Source organism: Mesorhizobium sp. L103C105A0, assembly GCF_000502215.1.
In the GTDB taxonomy this organism is placed as follows: domain Bacteria; phylum Pseudomonadota; class Alphaproteobacteria; order Rhizobiales; family Rhizobiaceae; genus Mesorhizobium.
The window spans coordinates 1-20,307 of record NZ_AYXF01000021.1 but is presented as its reverse complement, the minus strand read 5'-3'; the positions used below and the strand labels follow the sequence as shown (position 1 = coordinate 20,307).

Annotated in this window: 20 protein-coding genes and 2 pseudogenes; 19 read left to right on the top strand and 3 right to left on the bottom strand. The window is 62.2% G+C overall.

Going from position 1 to position 20,307, the window contains the following annotated elements; translation table 11 throughout:
* Positions 1-4: 4 nt before the first annotated feature.
* From X727_RS136390 to X727_RS136445, 14 genes and pseudogenes are all read left to right on the top strand, one after another.
* Positions 5-460 (top strand): ribbon-helix-helix protein, CopG family, encoded by a 456-nt coding sequence (locus tag X727_RS136390; RefSeq protein WP_023835370.1) that lies wholly within the window; start codon positions 5-7, stop codon positions 458-460.
* A gap of 327 nt (positions 461-787) precedes the next feature.
* Positions 788-1,162 carry a type II toxin-antitoxin system RelE/ParE family toxin gene (locus X727_RS136395; RefSeq protein WP_023673518.1) on the top strand — a complete coding sequence of 125 codons (375 nt, stop codon included), beginning with the start codon at positions 788-790 and terminating at the stop codon, positions 1,160-1,162.
* Positions 1,159-1,476 (top strand): helix-turn-helix transcriptional regulator, encoded by a 318-nt coding sequence (locus X727_RS136400; protein ID WP_006338687.1) that lies wholly within the window; start codon positions 1,159-1,161, stop codon positions 1,474-1,476. Before X727_RS136395 ends, X727_RS136400 begins: the two co-directional genes overlap by 4 nt.
* A 217-nt stretch (positions 1,477-1,693) precedes the next feature.
* Positions 1,694-2,783, top strand: a pseudogene (gene trbB / locus X727_RS01225) (P-type conjugative transfer ATPase TrbB).
* Positions 2,784-2,818: 35 nt separating this feature from the next.
* On the top strand, positions 2,819-3,112 hold the full coding sequence (locus tag X727_RS136405) for a TrbC/VirB2 family protein (protein ID WP_023816724.1): 294 nt from the start codon (positions 2,819-2,821) through the stop codon (positions 3,110-3,112).
* 29 nt (positions 3,113-3,141) lie between these two features.
* Positions 3,142-3,408, top strand: a complete 267-nt coding sequence (locus tag X727_RS136410; RefSeq protein ID WP_245274235.1) for a VirB3 family type IV secretion system protein — start codon at positions 3,142-3,144, stop codon at positions 3,406-3,408.
* A gap of 14 nt (positions 3,409-3,422) precedes the next feature.
* Positions 3,423-5,901, top strand: a pseudogene (trbE, locus tag X727_RS01000000165245) (conjugal transfer protein TrbE).
* Positions 5,898-6,656 carry a P-type conjugative transfer protein TrbJ gene (gene trbJ / locus X727_RS136415; protein ID WP_023835365.1) on the top strand — a complete coding sequence of 253 codons (759 nt, stop codon included), beginning with the start codon at positions 5,898-5,900 and terminating at the stop codon, positions 6,654-6,656. The pseudogene trbE and the gene trbJ overlap by 4 nt, the downstream one beginning before the upstream one ends.
* 10 nt (positions 6,657-6,666) lie before the next feature.
* Complete coding sequence (gene trbK-alt / locus X727_RS136420) at positions 6,667-7,062, top strand: putative entry exclusion protein TrbK-alt (protein ID WP_023825258.1); 396 nt, start codon at positions 6,667-6,669, stop codon at positions 7,060-7,062.
* A 1-nt stretch (position 7,063) separates the two neighbouring features.
* A complete protein-coding gene (gene trbL, locus X727_RS136425) occupies positions 7,064-8,425 on the top strand; it encodes a P-type conjugative transfer protein TrbL (protein WP_023835364.1) in 1,362 nt (453 codons plus the stop codon).
* A gap of 2 nt (positions 8,426-8,427) precedes the next feature.
* The gene (gene trbF, locus X727_RS136430) at positions 8,428-9,111 is read left to right on the top strand and encodes a conjugal transfer protein TrbF (protein WP_023731494.1); all 684 of its coding nucleotides are present in this window, start codon (positions 8,428-8,430) and stop codon (positions 9,109-9,111) included.
* On the top strand, positions 9,108-10,247 hold the full coding sequence (gene trbG / locus X727_RS136435; RefSeq protein WP_023829991.1) for a P-type conjugative transfer protein TrbG: 1,140 nt from the start codon (positions 9,108-9,110) through the stop codon (positions 10,245-10,247). The genes trbF and trbG overlap by 4 nt, the downstream gene beginning before the upstream one ends.
* Positions 10,244-11,497 carry a TrbI/VirB10 family protein gene (locus X727_RS136440; RefSeq protein WP_023835363.1) on the top strand — a complete coding sequence of 418 codons (1,254 nt, stop codon included), beginning with the start codon at positions 10,244-10,246 and terminating at the stop codon, positions 11,495-11,497. The genes trbG and X727_RS136440 overlap by 4 nt, the downstream gene beginning before the upstream one ends.
* A gap of 1 nt (position 11,498) precedes the next feature.
* Positions 11,499-11,723: a DUF2274 domain-containing protein gene (locus X727_RS136445; protein ID WP_031204816.1), complete on the top strand. Its 225-nt coding sequence runs from the start codon at positions 11,499-11,501 to the stop codon at positions 11,721-11,723.
* 44 nt (positions 11,724-11,767) lie between these two features.
* Here the strand turns inward: X727_RS136445 and X727_RS136450 are convergent, their stop codons facing one another.
* Both X727_RS136450 and X727_RS136455 read right to left on the bottom strand, forming a co-directional pair.
* Positions 11,768-12,727: a LysR family transcriptional regulator gene (locus X727_RS136450; protein WP_023835361.1), complete on the bottom strand. Its 960-nt coding sequence runs from the start codon at positions 12,725-12,727 to the stop codon at positions 11,768-11,770.
* Between the two features lie 11 nt (positions 12,728-12,738).
* Positions 12,739-13,734 carry a class I SAM-dependent methyltransferase gene (locus X727_RS136455; protein ID WP_023835360.1) on the bottom strand — a complete coding sequence of 332 codons (996 nt, stop codon included), beginning with the start codon at positions 13,732-13,734 and terminating at the stop codon, positions 12,739-12,741.
* Between the two features lie 278 nt (positions 13,735-14,012).
* On the opposite strand from X727_RS136455, the gene X727_RS136460 reads away from it, so the two are divergent.
* The 5 genes from X727_RS136460 to X727_RS136475 all read left to right on the top strand — a co-directional run bounded on the left by X727_RS136460 (position 14,013) and on the right by X727_RS136475 (position 19,082).
* Positions 14,013-14,900 (top strand): AraC family transcriptional regulator, encoded by an 888-nt coding sequence (locus tag X727_RS136460; RefSeq protein ID WP_031204814.1) that lies wholly within the window; start codon positions 14,013-14,015, stop codon positions 14,898-14,900.
* Between the two features lie 106 nt (positions 14,901-15,006).
* Complete coding sequence (locus X727_RS136465) at positions 15,007-16,212, top strand: MFS transporter (protein ID WP_023835358.1); 1,206 nt, start codon at positions 15,007-15,009, stop codon at positions 16,210-16,212.
* Positions 16,202-17,614, top strand: a complete 1,413-nt coding sequence (locus X727_RS0134905) for a hypothetical protein (RefSeq protein WP_155923635.1) — start codon at positions 16,202-16,204, stop codon at positions 17,612-17,614. Before X727_RS136465 ends, X727_RS0134905 begins: the two co-directional genes overlap by 11 nt.
* A 361-nt stretch (positions 17,615-17,975) precedes the next feature.
* Complete coding sequence (locus X727_RS136470; RefSeq protein WP_023695862.1) at positions 17,976-18,566, top strand: ankyrin repeat domain-containing protein; 591 nt, start codon at positions 17,976-17,978, stop codon at positions 18,564-18,566.
* Between the two features lie 12 nt (positions 18,567-18,578).
* The gene (locus X727_RS136475; RefSeq protein ID WP_023716196.1) at positions 18,579-19,082 is read left to right on the top strand and encodes a YHS domain-containing (seleno)protein; all 504 of its coding nucleotides are present in this window, start codon (positions 18,579-18,581) and stop codon (positions 19,080-19,082) included.
* Between the two features lie 15 nt (positions 19,083-19,097).
* Here the strand turns inward: X727_RS136475 and X727_RS136480 are convergent.
* Positions 19,098-20,307: tetratricopeptide repeat protein (locus tag X727_RS136480; RefSeq protein WP_023835357.1), on the bottom strand; the 1,210-nt coding region annotated here is incomplete at its 5' end.

Below are 20,307 nucleotides of genomic sequence, written 5' to 3'. Positions count from 1 at the left end.
TCCCATGGTAAAGCCACCTCGCAAGCAACGCCTGTCCGTCTATCTCGATCCGAAGGTGATGAGCAGGCTGGCCGAACATGCGGCGCGCCGTGATTTTTCACGGTCGCTCGTCGCGGAGGCGGCAATCGACTCGTTCCTCTCACCCGATGCCGCCGAGCGGCAGGAGGCGGCGATCACCAAGCGGCTTGACCAGCTGGACCGCCGTATGACGCGCCAGGAGCGCGATGTCGCGATTGCCGTGGAGACGCTCGCTGTTTTCGTCCGCTTCTGGCTGGCGACAACACCAGCGTTGCCCGAGCCCGCGGCACAGGCAGCCCACTCCAAGGCTGGCGAGCGCTATGATGCCTTCGTCACCGCGCTCGGCCGGCGCCTGGCGAGAGGTCCAAAGCTTCGGCAGGAGATCTCCGAGGACATCGATGGCGGTCTGGACACACACCAGCCCGGCACGCCCGCGCGCTGAACGGACTCGCGGACCGAGATTTTGCAAGCATCGATATGTCAAGCATATCAGAGTATTGTAACGATATGTTGTCATGGAACTCGCGTTGCCAACCTGTCGGGTTTGGCAGACAAGAGCTAGACAGCCGCAGGGCAGGGTCGCTGATATGGGAACCATGTTGGGCGCGAAATCCGCAATTGAAGATCCGTGATTGCATGAAGGACCACGCCTTTATGAGCTTCTAGAAAAAGCAGCCGTCTGAGCCGAATCAGTTATTTTCAGTGGCTAGGCGGTGTCAGGATCTTTTCGTTGAAAATTATAGTCTGTATGCTATAAGGCAAAGGGCGAATGAAAAACCAAAAGCTCACGGTATGGATGGGATCGTCGAAGGATGACCTGCGCGAGTTTCCGGTCGATGTTCGCCGGTTGATGGGTGTCGCAATCAACGACGCCCAGAATGGTGAGGAGCACCCGGCTGTCAAAGCCCTGAAAGGGTTTGGTGGCCGCAGCATCCTCGAGGTGGTCGACGACTTCGACGGAGATACCTACCGCGCCGTCTACACCGTCCGCTTCGCTGGCGTGATCTACGTCCTTCATTGCTTCCAGAAGAAGTCGAAGAGGGGCAGGGAGACACCCAAGCATGAAATCGATCTCGTCACAGTACGATTGAAGGCGGCCGAGGCGCACTATCGTGAAAACTATGGGAAAGGAACAAAGTCATGACGGAAGACATCACCGCCGAAGTGAGCAGCGGCAACGTGTTTGCGGACCTCGGCTTTGACAATCCCGAAGAGGAATTGCTCAAGGCCAAGCTGGCCCGCGAGATCCGCGCCATTATCAAGCGCCGGCGCCTGACCCAGGCGAAGTCGGCTGAACTGCTCGGAATGAAACAGCCCGACGTCTCCGCGATCGCCACAGGGCGAACGGGTAAGTTTTCAATAGACAGGCTGGTTCGCTGTCTGGACCGGCTCGACTACAAGGTCGACGTGGTGGTTCGCCACAAGCCTCGACGGTCAACTCGTGCTGAAGCCGCGTGATCTGACGGCTTTACCGACGAGCGCACAATTGACGGCGAGCGCCGCCCTTGCCTGAAGATCGCCGGCCTTGATCACAGGTCGGCACCGCCAATCTCCTGTATTTGCACGCTACGCCACTACGCCTCGATATAGGTGTTGAAACCACTCGAGATGCGGCTCTCTTAATCATCCCCGTCCAGGGGCCGTCCATGTTCCCCCGGATCGAAACGGGGACAGGATGGCAGCTTCGCCTCACAATTCAGAAGGTCTGGCGCGCGGCGCACGCATGCTGCGCACAGCGCTCGGACCTGCGATCGCGCGCTATCTCGACGACGCCGGCATCGTCGAAGTGATGCTTAATCCCGATGGACGTTTGTGGATCGACCGCCTGTCCGAGGGGTTGTCCGACACAGGAGAGCGTTTGTCAGCAGCGGACGGCGAGCGCATCGTTCGCCTCGTCGCTCATCATGTCGGTGCCGAAGTCCATGCCGGCGCCCCACGTGTCTCGGCCGAGCTGCCCGAGACGGGGGAGCGGTTCGAAGGGCTTCTTCCTCCCGTCGTCGCGGCGCCCGCCTTCGCGATCCGCAAGCCCGCCGTCGCCATCTTCACCCTCGAAGATTATGTCGCGACCGGAATCATGTCGGCGCAGCAGGTGGACGCGCTGCGCCAGGGCGTTGCCAACCGCGCGAACATCCTCGTTGCAGGCGGCACATCCACGGGCAAGACCACGCTGATCAACGCGCTGCTGGCCGAGGTGGCCAAGACCTTCGATCGCGTCGTCATCATCGAGGATACGCGCGAGCTGCAATGCGCCGCGCCCAATCTCGTGGCGATGCGCACGAAAGACGGCGTCGCGTCGCTCTCCGATCTTGTTCGCTCATCGCTTCGCCTGCGCCCCGACCGCATTCCGGTCGGCGAAGTGCGCGGGGCCGAGGCGCTCGAACTGCTCAAGGCCTGGGGCACTGGCCACCCCGGCGGCCTCGGGACGATCCACGCGGGCAGCGCCATTGGCGCGCTCCGCCGCTTGGAGCAACTTATCCAGGAAGCCGTCGTCACCGTCCCGCGCGCGCTGATCGCCGAGACGATCGACCTCGTTGCCGTCCTTTCCGGCCGCGGTTCCGCGCGCCGGTTGTCCGAACTCGCCCGTGTNCGAGACGATCGACCTCGTTGCCGTCCTTTCCGGCCGCGGTTCCGCGCGCCGGTTGTCCGAACTCGCCCGTGTCGAAGGCCTTTGCCCGGACGGAGATTACCGGGTCGCGCCAGCCGTCCTCGAGGGCGACGAGAGCCCGCCGTTGCTCATCCAAAGCCCTGAAGGAGAAAATCCGTGATCCAACGCCTGCGCCTCGGGCGCCATCGTCTTGCCATGACTGTTTCCGTTGCCACGCTCTTCCTGGTGATGGCCGCGCCCGCTTATGCCTCCGGCTCGTCGATGCCGTGGGAACAGCCGCTGCAACAGATCCTCCAGTCGATCGAAGGCCCGGTCGCCAAGATCATGGCGGTGATCATCATCATCGTCACCGGCCTGACGCTCGCCTTCGGCGACACGTCGGGCGGCTTCCGCCGGCTCATCCAGATCGTGTTCGGCCTGTCCATCGCTTTCGCGGCGTCGAGCTTCTTCCTGTCGTTCTTCTCGTTCGGCGGCGGAGCGCTGGTCTGATGGTGGGCGCTGTCGAACAGGGCGGGTCAATGCCGGACTACGCACTGCCGGGTTATACGGTCCTCGTGCACCGCGCGCTGACCGAGCCGATCCTGCTCGGCGGCGCCCCGCGCGCCATCGCCATCATGAACGGGACGCTCGCGGGCGCCGTGGGGCTGGGGCTGCGTCTGTGGCTCGTCGGTATCGCCATCTGGGCGATCAGCCATGTTGCCGCCGTCTGGGCCGCCAAGCGCGATCCGCTCTTCGTCGATGTTGTTCGCCGGCATCTGCGCATCCCTGCGCATCTCACGGTCTAAGCGAGGTCGCACAGATGATGAACCTTGCCGAATATCGCAACCGCAGCAGCCGGCTCGCTGACTTCCTGCCCTGGGTGGCATTGGTCGGCGCCGGCGTCGTCCTCAACAAGGATGGCAGCTTCCAGCGCACCGCGCGCTTTCGCGGCCCCGATCTCGACAGCGCCGTGCCGGCAGAACTGGTCGCCGTCGCCGGCCGGCTCAACAATGCCTTCCGCCGGCTTGGCACCGGCTGGGCGATCTTCGTGGAGGCGCAGCGCCATGCCTCGACCCGCTATCCCGACAGCAGCTTTCCGGATGCGGCCTCCACGCTGGTCGATGCGGAGCGAAAGGCGGGCTTCGAGGAGGCCGGCGCGCATTTCGAGTCCAGCTACTTTCTGACGCTCACCTACCTTGCGCCCGCCGAAGACACCGCCCGTGCCGAAAGCTGGCTCTACGAAGGGCGTGAGAAGAAGGGCCTCGACCCCAACGCGGTGCTGACCGGGTTCACTGACCGCAGCGACCGCGTCCTGCGCCTTGTCGAAGCCTTTATGCCGGAGTGCCGTTGGCTCGATGACGCCGAGACGCTGACCTATCTGCATGGCTGCGTCTCGACCAATCGCCACCGTGTCCGCGTTCCCGAAACGCCGATGTATCTCGATGTCCTGCTGGCCGACCAGCCGCTGACCGGCGGGCTTGAGCCGCGGCTTGGCGCGTTGCATCTGCGCATTCTCACGGTCACGGGGTTCCCGACCGCGACCACGCCGGGTCTGCTCGACGAACTGAACCGGCTGGCCTTCCCGTATCGCTGGTCGACACGCGCGATCCTGCTCGACAAGACCGATGCCACCAGGCTGCTGACAAAGATCCGGCGTCAATGGTTCGCCAAGCGCAAATCGGTCGCCGCGATCCTCAAGGAAGTGATGACCAACGAAGCGTCCGTCCTCGTGGACACCGACGCCGCAAACAAGGCCGCTGATGCCGACATGGCGCTCCAGGAGCTCGGCGCGGACTATGCGGGCATGGCTTATGTCACCGCGACGGTGACTGTTTGGGACGATGATCCTGGCATCGCCGACGAAAAACTGCGCCTGGTCGAAAAGGTCATCCAGGGCCGCGATTTCACGGCGATCATCGAAACCATCAATGCCGTCGACGCCTGGCTCGGCAGCCTGCCGGGTCATGTCTACGCCAACGTCCGCCAGCCTCCCATCTCCACGCTCAATCTCGCCCACATCATACCGCTTTCAGCGGTGTGGGCGGGCGCGGTGCGGGACGAGCATTTTGCGGCGCCCCCTCTGCTCTTCGGCAAGACCGAAGGCTCGACCCCGTTCCGGCTTTCGCTTCACGTCGGTGACGTCGGCCATACGCTGATCGTCGGCCCGACCGGCGCGGGCAAGTCCGTGCTCTTGGCACTGATGGCGCTGCAATTCCGCCGGTATGAAGGCTCGCAGGTTTTCGCCTTCGATTTCGGCGGTTCGATCCGCGCGGCGGCACTCGCCATGGGCGGCGACTGGCATGATCTCGGCGGCGATCTCAGCGATGGAGCGTCCGATAGCGTCAGTCTTCAGCCGTTCGCGCGCATTCACGATGTCCCCGAGCGCGCCTGGGCCGCCGACTGGATCGTGGCGATCCTGACGCGTGAGAATGTGACGATCACGCCTGAGATCAAGGAGCATATCTGGACGGCGTTGAGTTCTCTGGCGTCCGCGCCTGTCGAGGAGCGCACCATCACCGGCCTGGTCGTGCTGCTGCAATCAAACGATCTCAAGCAGGCATTGCGCCCCTATTGCGTCGGAGGTCCCTATGGCCGCCTGCTCGATGCCGAGCACGAGCATATCGGATNATATCGGATCGGCGTCGGTCCAGGCATTCGAAACCGAGGGGCTGATCGGAACAGGTGCCGCGCCCGCCGTCCTGTCCTATCTCTTCCATCGCATCGAGGACCGGCTCGATGGCTCGCCAACCCTTCTCATCATCGACGAAGGCTGGCTTGTGCTGGACGATGAGGGCTTTGCCGGCCAGCTCCGCGAATGGCTAAAGACGCTGCGCAAGAAGAACGCCAGCGTCATCTTCGCCACGCAGTCGCTCAGCGACATTGACGGCTCGGCAATCGCGCCCGCGATCATCGAGAGCTGCCAGACCCGGCTTCTGCTGCCAAACGAGCGCGCAATCGAGCCGCAGATCACGGCGATCTATCGTCGATTCGGCCTCAACGATCGGCAGATCGAGATCATCGCGCGGGCGATGCCAAAGCGCGACTATTACTGCCAGTCCCGACGCGGCAACCGGCTGTTCGAGCTCGGTCTGTCCGATGTGGCGCTCGCGCTCTGCGCTGTGTCCTCGAAGACCGACCAGGCCGCGATCGCCCGCATCTTCGCCGAGCACGGCCGCGACGGATTCCTCGCAGCCTGGCTTAGTCACCGTGGCGTCGGCTGGGCCGCTGAACTCGTTCCCGCCATAACCAGCCCCGCCCTAACCAGCCCCGCCCTCACCAACAAGGAGAAGTCCCCATGAAACAACGCCGTTCCCTTGGCATGCGGTTCGCCGCCGCACTGCTTGTCGCTCCTGCCGCGCTCTCGCCTTTCCTGACGACACCGGCACAGGCCTTGATCGTTTTCGATCCCTCGAACTATTCGCAAAACGTCCTGACGGCAGCGCGCTCGCTCGAACAGATCACCAACCAGATCACCTCGCTCCAGAACCAGGCGCAGATGCTCATCAACCAGGCGCGCAATCTCGCAAGCCTGCCGTTCTCCTCGCTGGAACAGCTTCAGCAGTCCGTGCAGCGTACGCAGCAACTGCTCAGTCAGGCGCAGAACGTTGCCTATGACGTGCGGCAGATCGATCAGGCCTTCCAGCAGAAATACGGCAACGTCTCGCTATCGGCCTCGGATCAGCAACTCGTCGCCGACGCGCGCTCGCGCTGGGGCAACACGGTTGGTGCCCTTCAGGATGCCATGCGTGTGCAGGCGGGCGTCGTCGGCAACATTGACACCAATCGCAGTGAGATGTCGGCACTGGTCGGCCAAAGCCAGGGTGCGACGGGCGCGCTTCAGGCAACACAGGCCGGCAACCAGCTCCTCGGGCTTCAGGCGCAGCAGCTTGCCGATCTCACCGCTGTCGTCGCCGCGAATGGTCGGGCGCAAGCGTTGCAATCGGCCGAGCAGGCCACCGCCGCCGACCAGGGCCGGGAGCAGCGCCGCCGCTTCCTGACGCAGGGCTCGGGCTACCAACCCGGCAGTGCGCAGATGTTCTATGGCAAGAACTGAGGCCGGAGCGATGGATGGCAAGATCCTCGCTCGTGTCAGTGCGGTCGTCTTCATCGCGGTCGCTTTGACAGTGACCGCGATCGAGATGAGCAGCAAGGACGATGAGCCTGACGCCCTTGGGACACGGGACCGTTCCACCGCGTCACAAGACCTGCTCGCGTTCGAATTGCGCCGCTGTTCCGGGATCGGCGAGGCCGGTCCTCGCGATCCCGGTTGTCTGAAAGCCTGGGCAGAGAGCCGGCGCCGGTTTCTCCGTCAACGTGACTCGGCAACCGCGCCTGCGCCGGTAGCGCCGACAACGCTGTTTCCGAATGTGCCCGCGTCAGGCGACCGGCAAGAAGGGGAGGGGACGGATGTGACCGCTCCCGCGATGCAGGTCGAGCCGCCTCGGCCGGAGGCGCGCTGACATGGGCGGCATGGGCGTCATCGACCATTTCCTCGAAGTCTTCACACGCTACATCGACAGCGGCTTCGGCCTGCTCGGCGGCGAGGTGGGCTTCATCGCCACAACCCTGATCGTCATCGACGTGACGCTGGCGGCGCTCTTCTGGTCCTGGGGTGCCGACGACGACGTCATGGCGCGCCTCGTCAAGAAGACGCTCTTCGTCGGCGTCTTCGCCTACCTCATTTCCAACTGGAACAATCTCGCCCGCATCGTCTTCGAAAGCTTCGCCGGGCTTGGCCTGAAGGCCTCGGGTACGGGTTTTACCGTCAACGATCTCATGCGCCCGGGCAAGGTGGCGCAGACCGGGCTCGATGCCGGCCGGCCGTTGCTGGACTCGATCTCGAACATGATGGGCTATTGGTCCTTCTTCGAGAACTTCATCCAGATCGCCTGCATGTTCTTCGCCTGGGCGCTGGTGCTGCTGGCCTTCTTCATCCTGGCGATCCAGCTCTTCGTCACCCTGATCGAGTTCAAGCTGACGACGCTCGCCGGTTTCGTGCTGATACCCTTCGGTCTGTTCGGCAAATCCGCGTTCATGGCCGAGCGGGTGCTTGGCAACGTCATCTCGTCCGGCATCAAGGTGCTCGTGCTCGCCGTCATCATCGGCATCGGCTCAACCCTTTTCTCCGAGTTCACTTCCGGATTCGGCGGGACCACGCCGTCGATCGACGACGCCATGGCGATCGTGCTGGCCGCGCTGTCGCTGCTCGGCCTTGGCATATTTGGACCTGGTATCGCCAACGGTCTCGTCTCCGGCGGCCCGCAGCTCGGCGCGGGTGCGGCGGTCGGCACCGGGCTCGCCGCCGGCGGCATGGCAGCAGTGGGCACAGCGGCCGGCGGCGCCATCGTGTCCGGAGGCGTGGCTGTCAGCAGCGGTGCTGCAACGGCGGCCCGTGGCGGTGCCGCCACCGCGGGCAGGGCATCCACAGCCTACGGCCTCGGCGCGGCGGGACAGTCAGGCTTTTCCGGCGTCGCATCCGGGCTCGGCGGTGTCATCAGCGCCGGCGCGCAGGGCGCCATCTCACCGCTGAAGCGAGCGGCAAATAATGCGGCAGGCAGCATGAAGCAGAGCTTCCAGTCCGGCGCTCGCGCTGCCTTCCAGACGACAGGCGGATCCTCCACGGCTGGCACAATCGGCGCGAACGCGCCCGAAGCCAGCTCCGCTCCCGTTGCGTCCTCCGCCACTGAAAGTCAGCCTGCCTGGGCGAAGCGCATGAAGCGCTCGCAACAGATGTCCCATGGCGTCCAGGCCGCCGCCCACGCTGTTCGCAGTGGCGACAGCCATGGCGGCGGCTCCTCGATCAACCTCTCTGAAAGAGACTAAGCATGTTCAAACGACCCTCCACGCACTACGGCAGATCCCCACAACCCGAGACGCCCTACCAGCGTGCTGCGCAGGTCTGGGACGAGCGCATCGGTTCCGCTCGCGTGCAGGCGCGCAACTGGCGGTATATGGCTTTCGGTTGCCTGGCGCTCGCCGCGGGCTTCTCCGCAGCGCTCATCTGGCAATCCGCGAAAGGCTCGATCGTGCCTTGGGTGGTGCAGGTCGATCGTCTCGGCCAGGCGCAGGCCGTGGGACCCGCGATCGGCGACTATCAGCCGAGCGATCCGCAGATTGCCTTCTACCTGGCACACTTCATCGAACAGGTGAGGTCGATCCCCGCCGATCCGGTCATCGTGCGGCAGAACTGGCTGCGCGCCTATGACTTCGCGACGAAGAGCGGGGCGCTGGCCCTCAACGACTATGCGCGCGCCAATGACCCGTTCACCAAGGTCGGCAAACAGCAGGTCGCCGTCGACGTGTCGTCGGTCATCCGCGCATCGCCGGCGAGCTTCCGCATCGCCTGGATCGAACGCCGCTATCAGGATGGATCACTCGCTTCCACGGAGCGCTGGTCGGCCATTCTCACCATTGTCATGCAGCCCCCGCGCGACGCCGACACGCTGAGGAAGAATCCGCTCGGCATCTACATCAACGCCATCAACTGGTCGAAGGAGCTTGGACAATGATGCCCGCACTCTGCAACACCGCCCCCCGGGGGTGTCCGGCTTTCCTCGTTCGCGCAATGCCGGCCTTACGCAAAATGGCCTTTCCAGCACTTCTGCTTTTGACCTCGGCGCTTGCGGGCTGTGCCACCAGGCAGAAGCCGCCGGAGATTTCCTATGACGATCCGGTCCCGGCCGTGCAGGCGGTCGATCCGCCCCCGCCCGTCAAGGTGGTGGAGCTGTCCAAGCCGCTGCCGCTTCCAGGCCAGTTGAAGCCGGTCGGCAAGGCCGCAAAGCCCGACCCGGAACCGACCGATCCGGCCGCGCGCGTGAACCTGGCCAATGCGGCCGCGCGCGTCCAGCCTGTCCGCAACGGCTTCATCAACTCGATGCAGGTCTATCCGTTCGTCGATGGCGCGCTCTATCAGGTTTATGCCTCGCCGGGGCAGATCACCGACATCGCGCTGCAGCCCGGCGAGCAGCTCGTCGGCTCCGGTCCCGTCGCCGCCGGCGACACCGTGCGCTGGATCATCGGCGATACCGAGAGCGGTACGGGCGGCGCCAAGCAGGTCCACATCCTCGTCAAGCCGACGCGCGCCGACCTTCTCACCAATCTCGTCATCAACACCGATCGGCGGACCTATCACATGGAACTGCGCTCGACGCCGTCGACTTATATGGCATCGGTTTCCTGGCAATATCCGCAGGACCAACTCATCGCTTTGCGGCGTCAGAACCAAGAGGCTGAAGCTGTGCAGCCGGTCTCGACGGGCATCGATCTTTCTCGCGTCAATTTCCGCTACGACGTGACTGGCGATCGCGCACCCTGGCGGCCGTTGCGCGCCTTCGACGATGGTAAGCAGGTGTTCATCGAATTCCCGCGGGGCATCGGCCAGGGCGAGATGCCGCCACTCTTCGTCGTCGGGCCGGACGGTGACACGTCCGAGCTGGTCAACTATCGCGTGCGCGGCAACTACATGATCGTCGACCGGCTGTTTGCCGCCGCCGAGTTGCGCTTCGGCGCCGGCAAGAACCAGCAGCGCATCCGCATCTCCCGCACCGATGGGGTGAAGAGCAGTCGATTTTCATGGATGCGTGGCCCTGGTGAGACCCCGCAAGCGACGTCCCTCCGAACAAACAGGGGAGGGTCGTCATCATGAACGACAGATTGGATCCCGGGAAGGAAGAGGGCCGGGGGCCGGCGGATGACGCCCGGCCGGAGGCGTCGGTCGAGGATGACGCCCGGCCCCTGACAGGCGAGCCGGCCGCGGCCATGCGGCTGCGCGCCGAGCAACCGCGGGTGACGCGTCTGTCCCGCAAGGCGCTGGCCGCGTTGGGGCTCACCGCAAGCCTCGCTGTCGGCGGTGCGCTGATCTACGCGCTGCAGAACCGTCAACAAGGCCAAGGTCAGGAGCTGTACTCAACCGACAATCGCTCGACGCCCGATGGGCTCGCCGGCCTGCCAAAGGACTATGCAGGCGTCCCAAAGCTTGGCCCACCGCTTCCCGGCGATCTCGGCCGCCCGATCCTCGCCGCGCAGAATGGCGGCCCCGCGCTATCAACAGGTCCCGTTGGACTGGACCAGGAGGAGCAGCGCCGGGAGCAGGAACTGGAAGCGGCGAGGACGGCGCGCTTGTTCGCGTCCACGCAAACGCGGCCCGCAAGCGACGCGACTGCCGCTCAGCCTGGAACAGGCGGGACAGGCACCATGCCACAGACCGAGCTCGCCAGCCTTGGCCTCGCGCCGCAACCAGCGACGCCCTCGGCGCAGGACCGGCAGCGCGCGTTCCTTGATCAGCCGGCGGACAAGCGGACCGTCTCACCTGATCGCGTCGCGGCGCCGGCGTCGAAAAACGTCCTGCAGGCGGGCGCTGTCATCGCGGCCGCCCTCATGACCGGCATTCGCTCCGACCTGCCGGGTCAGATTACCGCGCAGGTGACGGAGAATGTCTATGACAGCCCCACCGGACAAGTCCGTCTCATTCCGCAGGGGACGCGCCTCATCGGCCAGTATGACAATGGTGTCGGCTTCGGCCAGCGTCGCGTGTTGCTGGCCTGGACCAGGCTGATTTTTCCTAACGGCCGCTCCATCATTCTGGAACGTGAGCCTGGCGCGGACGCGGAAGGCTATGCTGGGCTCGAGGACGGCGTTGACTATCACTGGGGCGAGCTCTTCAAGGCTGCAGCGCTCTCCACGGTTCTGAGCATCGGCGCGCAGGCAGGCTCATCGGGACAGGAGAGCGACATCATGCGCGCTCTTCGCCAGGGCGCCTCGGACAGCATCAGCCAGACAGGCCAGCAGATCGTGCAGCGGCAGCTCAACATAGCGCCGACACTCACCATCCGACCGGGATACCCGGTGCGCGTCATCGTCACGCGCGATCTCGTGCTTGAACCTTATGGAGGCTGAAATGGCCAAGCTGAAACTGGGGCCGATCGCCGACGACAAACCTGTCAAGGTCATGGTGGAGCTACCCGCGGCATTGCACCGTGACCTGCAAACTTATGCCGAGATCCTCGGCCGCGATGCGGGGCAACGGCCCGCCGATGCGCCGCGCCTCATCGTTGCGATGTTGGAGCGGTTCATTGCGACGGATCGGGGCTTTGCCAAGGCAAAGCGTTCGGAAGGTGGCTAAGGGCCGGGCGACCGAAGTCGAACCGGGTCAGTCGCGCCTCCGAGTCATGGCGTGACTTCAGAAATCGTGCCGCGGCGTTCCGAACTTCCTCCATTGACAGGGGTAGGCCTGGGCCGCGTTGCTGCCACCATGTTTCTTGCGGTCCCAACCAGCCGCAAAAGCGCGCGCTTTGGGTTCGATTCCAGCCACACTGCCTCGATCGAACTGACGCTGTGCTGCCCACTGATCGGTTTCCACACCGTCGCGTCGATGGCGACTGTCCTGGCAAAACCCTCGCCCGCCAGAGCCACGCCTTGACCGAGTTGCACCTTGAGGATGACCGTTGCTTCGCTGGCGCGACATATCTGGACAGTGGGGCCACCATTCGCAGCGATATGCTCCAGCAAACGCAGATCCCGGGAGGATCCGCCTGAAACCAGCAGACACGTATCAGCAAGATCTGCCCATGTGACCACAGGCTGTTCAGCAAGCGGATGGTTGCAGGGCAGGAGAACGAACAAGCGCTCGTACGCAAATATCTCGCTACGGCATAAGGCGGCGTTCTCAAGCCCGTGTGTGAAGACGATGTCAAGGCGCCGGCGACGTATGGCCGCCAGACATTGTTCATGGGGAACGTCCTCGAAGGCGATGCTCACGTCCGGATGTAAGCTGCGAAATCGATCGATAAGCCGTGCCACGAACGCCCGGCCTATCTGGCCGCACAACCCTATCTTGATTGTTTTGGGTTCATGGTCGGCGCGACCACCTCCAGCCAATGCATCCTGCAAGCCTTCATAATGGGCCCGGACAAGATCGACCCAGGCCCGGCCGGCCTCGGTCAGCCGGACGCCATGGACGTCGCGGTCAAACAACTGCATGTCCAGCAACTGCTCGAGAGCAACGATGTTGCGGCTTACACAGGATTCCCTCACTCTGAGGACTCTTGCGGCCTGCCTGAGGCTACCATGATCGACAGCTGCGAAGACATAGTCCAAACGGCGTAGCGTGTTGTCGACCTGTCCCAAGGCCCAGGAGCCTATTCCTGCGCGGCGGCGACGCTGACGGGCAGGGGCGGACACAAGCTCGTTTCGTAGACGTACTCGTGCGGAATGGCCGGAGTGACCATCTGAGAAAGGTACCGGTTTAGGTTTTCCTCGCTATTGCTCGCCGCGAGGCTACAGAAATTTCCGCTGTTCCACGTCAAGGAGCAGTAGGTGAAGTGCGCGCGTATGGCGTTAGCCATCTCTGCCAAAGTCACCTCGTTGCCGAACATCGTATCCAGAACGAGAGTTTGCTTCTTCTCGATTTCGTCCGGAGGAAAATAGCGCGCCTTGAAGCCGAAATCCTTCTGGTATTCGCGACGCCTGTAGTCCGGCTCCTCGTTTGCCCGGAACTTCTCGACGAAGACAAAGATTCCGTCCGCCTTGAGGTGTTGGGTCACGAACTCGATCTGGCGTGCTCTGTTTGGCGAGTACATCTGGAAGGTCGTATCTTCCAGGATAATATCGAAACCGGGGGCGAAATTTGCTAGTCGCGGATCCGAGTTCAGGACGTCCTTGGTCAATTTATGGAAGGGGCCAATGAAGAAGTCGGCGTGCGGCGGTTGGCCATAGGCCATGAAGCATTTGTAATTCTCCGCGTTCGGGCTGCACGACAGTGAGCGTACCTTTCCATCGGACAGTTCCGACAGTGTTCTCGCCATCGTGCCTTCCGCTGTTCCAAGGCTGTATAGCGCAAGCGGAGCGCCACGCTGCCGTGCGTATTTCAGCACCGCGTAGGCCATCCGGCACTCCTCTTCCAATCTGTAGGGAATGCTGCCGTGATAGTGCTGGTCAAAAAAACCTTGGCGGGTCGCGTGCAGGCTGACCAGGCCGCGCAGCAGTTCATCGCTCGGCAGAAGGCGGGCGTCGGCGACGGGCTTGCGGATTGGCATCCCGCTCTTGCCAGCGGCGGTCGCGGCGAAAAAGCCGGCTAGTCCGTTGATCCGTGGGCCATGGTCGCACTCAGCCAGAAAGTCGTCGAGTCCACGCATCGCAGTATGCCTCCAGCACCGTTCGGTTGGTGAGATGCCGATACGTCGATGGGGGAAATTCCACTAAGATAAGTGGGGTCTAATATTTCACCGGGCTCAAGTATTGGCTGAGCCAACTGGTAGGCCTGCCGGATACAGGCGGCTTTCACTCGTTTGCCATTTTTTCGCTAAAGTCACATCTTCTACCAATCCAGAGTTATTTGCGTGTTGTTCAGCAACCCATGGTTCACCACATCATGCGCCGACTGGCCGCTCGCCAGTAAGGAGGCTGCGGATACGTGAATACTCTTGCGCTCGACCCGACCCAGAATCGCCGTTCCCGGCACCAGTCGCTTACACACAAATATGAGAATTGGGGGAGCGTGCGGGCGGACGTGGTCAAAAGAACCGGGCTTGAGCGCCAGGAAACAAGAACCCTGCAGCCAAACCATTTGTTCCTGATGAACCTGAAGGGCACGGCGTGCCGCGGAGAAGACAGCGTGGATGGGCGCCGGATTGCCTTTTTGCCGCGCCGGGCCGGTTCGATAATCTTCATGCCCGCCGGCAGTGATTGGAATGGGTGGGACGAGGGGGACGCGACCGCTTCCTACCTCCTAGTCTCGATTGCAAAAGAGTTCGCCGACGATGTGTTTGCGGGAACGGCTCGCCATCGCCCGGCAGTGCTGCCGCCGTCGATCGGGTTTCGGGACGGCACTGTAGAGTTGGCGTTGCAGAGGATTGCCTTGGAGCTCAAGCAGCCTGACCCCATCAGCGCAACGATGGTGGAGTGCCACGCCACGCAATTGCTCGGCCAAATGTTGAGGTTGAACGGCTTCCATCAGGAGCCGGCAAAAGGCGGTTTGTCATCGTTCGATCTCAAGCGGGCGGTGGACATGATCGAGACGTTGTCGGACGGCAGACCTACGCTCGCCGATCTGGCGAAAGAAATTGGGGTTAGCCGGTTCCATTTCTGGAGGGCCTTCAAGCAGTCGACAGGCATGACGCCGCACGCATTCATTGCGCAGCGACGGCTGGAGCAGGCCGCGGACATGCTGCGATCGACCAGTCTGTCGGCGACGGAAATCGCGATGGAATGTGGTTTCGGCAGCTCGAGCCATTTCACGACCGCCTTTAAGCGGGCATTCGGCGCGGTCCCGACGGAGTTTCGTCGTAACTGCAGAATCTAGCCCGCCGCTTGTCGGTTCTCAGCAAGTATCGGAAAACCCCAACATCACAGTAAAGCAGGCTTGGCGGAAGACGGTATCCATCGGCGGTCAGCCGGATACGCCGCTCATGTCAAACCTGGTTCGAGTTCATCATGGCAAAGGACGGGCCGGCCGGTCCAGTCCCTGCCTCGGATTCCTGGCCAGCACGCTATCGGCGGCCGTTGCCCGAAACGGCTACTACATCGCATCCGCCTGGATTCTCGTCGAGCGAGGGTACGGAACCGCCGGCGTGGCGACGTTCCTTGCGATCGTCAGCGTTGTCGAATTCATCGCGAGCCCTCTGGCCGGTGTAGCGGCGGATCGATTTGACAGGCGATGCTTGAACGTTGCGGCAGACCTCAGCCGCTTCGTCGTTATGCTGGCTACCGCTTGCGCGCTTCTCAACATGGACGTGTTTGTGATTATCTGTCTGTCAGCGGCCCTCTTTTCGTTTTGCGACCGTGTCGCGCTTACAAGCTCTCAATCAATGATCCCCGTGATAGCTGACGGCCGCGATCTTGTAGCCTCGAATTCCGCCGTCTTCTTCGTCATGCAGGTCGGCAATCTCGGCGCAGCTTTGCTTGCAGGGCCTTTGCTGCATGATCGCTCCCCAGTCCTGCCATTCACCGTTATTGCTGCCTTCTTTTTGTTTTCATCGGGCTGCCTAGCCTTGATGCGGCTGCAACCGGTTTCGCGTGATGTCCGCTTCGCCAAAATCTCGGCAGCACAACTAGATCCAAGCCTGCGTCGTCTCATCGGCGTCTACGCGCTTCTCTACACAAGCGCGGTGCTTGTCAGCGTCATGGGATCTAGCTTCGTCTTCCAGGAGCAGAAGGGTACTGCCGCGGATTTCGGCTACCTTGAGGCTGCATGGTCGGCGGGCTCACTGATCGGTGCGGTCTCTCTGTTCCGGATTGAAAGAGCGATGAGTACCCACGTGCGGCATCTCATGCTTTTGGGCTTAACGGCGCTGGTACTCATGGCGCTGGCATCTCTGCCCACGCCCTGGACAGTGATCCTTTTTGTCGCGCTCGGATTTCTATACAATCTTGGACGCGTCAGCGTTGAAGTCACATTGCAGTCGCATGTATCCATTTATCTTTTGGGCCGGGCCAAAGGCATTATGCATAGTGTGGCCGTGGTGCTCGGGTTACTCATCTTCGGCATCGCCGCCGCTGTCGGAGATCGAGCATTTCCTTCGACGATTTTCTTGAGCTTTGGCGTGGCGCTCCTCGTCAGTATTTTGTGTTTGAGCGTGGGTGTAATTCAGACACGAGAAAAAGGTGAAACGTGAGGTGGAAGAGCTAACAGCAGGCGTAGATGCGAAACAGGCAGTCCTGGGGTCGCTGACGGCACTCTACCCCTGGATGAGCCCATACCATTCCCGGCCGATCCGTGATTATGCGTTTCGCCTGTTTACGGCGCCGGCTTCGGTTCCCATGCCAGAAATCCGGCTCCGAGCCTTCACCAAACTACTCGACATCATCAGGAAGGCAGCGACACGAAACGGGTTGTCTGCCGATACCGCCTTGGAAATCTGCAGGGATTTCCAAAGGCGCCGCGTGTTGCAGACAGGCCCTCATTTGTTTCTCCTCCTGGAGCCGGAAGCCTATTATACGCATATCTTCAGCCTCCTTGGTCTCTCGGCGCATGGCTGTTCGACCTACGTTTCCTACGCCGTTTCGACGGTGAATCTCGTCGAAAAGCCACGCAAGGGACCAGGCTGGATCACCGTTGACGGCAAGCCGGTCAACGTCTTTGGCCTGAGCCGAAGCCGGATGATCGGATACAGCCTGCTAGCCGGGCCGGGACCTTACAGGTTCGAGTTGTTACCGAGGGAGCCAAATACTGGGGGAGACGCGCTCACGCTGCTTCGTAGCCTTCTGCCGAAAACGCAATTCGACCGGCCGGCGCATGCCATCAAGGCAGCCAATCTCATCCTTTGGCCAAGAATGTTCGGACACCGCTTTGCCTTCCTGCAGATCGACGACGAGGATATCGCCGACTTGGTGGCCGACCATCTGTCGGACGAAAATTCCTGGCTACGCATGAGACTGCTGGAAGACCCGAAGTTCGCCTCCAATATCCTTGCCGGCATCGATGGGCTCGCGTCCGGCCCCTGGAGTGGCTGGCTCGCGCGCGGTACCGACTTCTTCTGGCTCTACGAAAATGGCAAACGCCTTCCGCTGCGTCTGGTTGCCGGAGAGCTCATCGATCCCGCGACCGGTATGAAGGTGGCGTGCTTCACAGCCCCCGATATCCTTGAGCGGCTGGCAAATCGCAGCCTTGTCCCGAATCTCCTGCTGATGTTTCTGGTTTTGTCGATCCTGCCCGGCGTGCGCGCGCTTGGAGGCAGCTATCAGCCGATCTATTACCCCCTGATGCGCTATGTCGTCTCCCGGGCGCTTGAGGCCACAGGCGTGGATGAAGATCTTCAGCAGGCTCTCGCAAGCGACGACGTACCGGGTGCTTGGGGACATCGGGTAATTGAGTGTGATGATGATCCGCTCGAGCTATTCCTGAAGGGCAGGAACGGCGCGATGAGTGATCTCATCGGCCGTTTGGGCGACATTTCCTTCGCCGAGGCTTGTGGAAGCATGAAAGGCTTCGTGACAGACCCGTCGTGGAATGAACTTCACAGTCGACTGCGGCAGGGGTTGGTCACGCCGTCCGATGCGGAATGGGCCTTTTCCTGAAATGTCCTATGCACTTCCTATGTGTACGCCGGTTACGAATGGCAGCTTTGCGCCCCATGTCGGTCATTGAGCAAGCCATAGTTGCATCCGAAAGCGGACACTTCCGCCAACGGCCACCTTTGCGCTTACCGGCTATCCCAACGGAGCAACAGGCGGTTACGCTCGACGCCGCTCGGCGCCTCGGTAATCGACGCTCTTCAAAATTCAGCCTGGACCGGTGCCGTACTGACGAAGCCAGTAGCACTAACGCCTTCCCGCCCTGGGCCGCGTTCGCTATGTCTGGCCGCGCCGTCCGCCTTGGATCCACCTGATGTGCCCAGGACAGCTTGTATGACCACAAGCTAATATGCTACCTTGCACAATGCGCGGATTGCTGGCACTTGGAATGCTGGTTTTGGCGGCTACAACAGCAGCCGCAGGTGAGCAGTTGTTCGACTCCATCGCCGCCGGCGACAAGGGTGCCGTGGAGCAAGCCCTGGCAGGCGGTGCCGACGTCGACAGCCGGGCGCGCGACCAGGCAACGCTGCTCATCGCTGCAGCGCTCGATAACCAGCCGGAAATCGCCGACTTCTTGCTGGCCAAGGGTGCCGACATCATGGCGCGTAACTCGGGCGGCTTTACCCCGCTTCATGCGGCGGCCTTCTCGGGCAGCCTGCCGATCGCCAAGCTGCTGCTGGAAAAAGGCGCGGTGCTCGACGATGCCGCCAACAAGGCGGGTGCTACGCCGTTGCTGGTGGCCGGCGAGGAAAACCACATTGAACTGGCCGAGTTCCTCATTGCGAAAGGTGCCAATGTGAACCATGCCGAGGGGCATGGCTACATGCCGATAACGCGCGCATTCTGGAAGGGCAACACGGATATCATACGACTTTTCAAACGCCATGGTGCTACCTGCCAAGCCAAAATTCTTGGCGAGGCGAACGCGGCGAAGTGCGCCGAGATCCACGATTAACGGAGGATACAGATGAGCACGATGATCAAGCTACGACTGGTTCGGAGTTTGGGGACGGCTGCCCTGGTCGCGGTAGCTGTGGTCGCCGGCGCGGGATCGGCATGTGCCGACGATTCGGTAAACACCGGCTATTTTGGTGGTGTGGCGATCATGGGCTACGACACGGTCGCTTACTTCACTGACGGCAAGGCCGTGAAGGGCTCCGAAGAGTTCACTTATGAATGGCTGGGGACACCTTGGCATTTCGCCAGCAAGAAACACCAGGAAATGTTCATGAGCGAACCGGTCAAGTACGCTCCTCAATATGGCGGGTACTGCGCCGGCGAAGTCGTGGGCGGGGGGGTCACGGTCAATGTCGATCCTGAGGCATTCAAGATTATCGACGGCAAGCTCTACCTGATCTACGACGTCGACAATGCGGATGATTTCGCCGCGCATGCAGCTGAAAATATCCCGAAAGCCGATGCCAACTGGCCGAAGGTCGCGGCCAATTTGGAACTCGATCACTATCATTGAGACGCGCGTGTGCGTCTACCGAACCACGGTGAAGTGAAACACCTTGCTTGTATTGGCATAGGAGTAGCTTTTGCCGGCTGCGTCGTTGCGTCTGTAGACGGGACCACAGTCGGGGCGACCGAACAGGTTCTCGCTCTGCTCGCACAACAGATCGCCATCGACGTAGACGGTCTCGGTGACTAGCCGCGTCGTAGAGCGGAAGGCCGCCTTGCCGTCGCTTCCGATCTGAAGGAAGGCTGGTTGGAGACCGGGTTCGATCTGGCCTTGCAGTGTATGGCCAATGACGAGGGACGCGATCTCGGCACCCTGTAACTGGTCCTGTTCGGCCGGGGTAAAGCCGAAGCGCCATTGGGGGAGGCCCGCCTGGCGCAGTGCGGCGACGAGTATCGCCAGATCCTGCGGATTCCGAAAATGTGCATGAGTCATCTCCCACCCAGCCAAAGAGTCCACGTAGCTGGACCCTGCTACGAGGCGGAGCCCCTCGGCGATTGCGGCTTTCGCATTCGGTAGGCGGCCGCCGCGGACATACGCCGCAGCGAGCGTAAACCGAAAGTTGCCAACCGTGGACGCATCGTCGCGTGTGTGCTCGAGAGTCTCGATCGCTTTCTCGACATTGCCCTGGAGCAGAAAAACCAGCCCAGCAGTTTCCCGGTTGATCGCTGAGAGGTCGGGGTCGAGCCTGAGCGCCGTCTCGACCGCAGTGGCTGCCTCGGCATGATTGCCGGCGTATAACTGAACATATCCAAGGGCTGCTTGCGCCTCTGCATCGCCCGGACCGATTGAAACAGCCTTCTTGGCAGAGGCAATCGCATCTTCGTAGCGGCGATTCACGACCTGCATGATCCCAAGAATTGCATAGGGCGACGAAAGGTCAGGGTCGAGTTCCAAAGCTCGGCTCGCCTTCTCATATGCTCTCTTTCGTGCTGGCGCGCTCTGGATGACGTCGTTGAAGGCCTCCCGCCAGATATAGATTGTGGTGCGCGCGTCGGCCGCGAAGGCTTCGGCAAAGGCGGGGTCAAGCTCCTCCGCCTTGTCGTAGAGCGTGAGCGCCTCCCGCAGGCCGGCCTGCAGGACGCTGCGTGACGCCGTCTCGGCTTGTAGATAGTAATCATAGGCCTCGAGATTGCTCGTCGGCGGCCGCGCCATGCGCTCGCTTTCCGCTGCCGAAGGTTGCATGCCAAGCGCCTTGGCGATCTCGCCGCTCATCTCGTGCTGGACGGCAAAC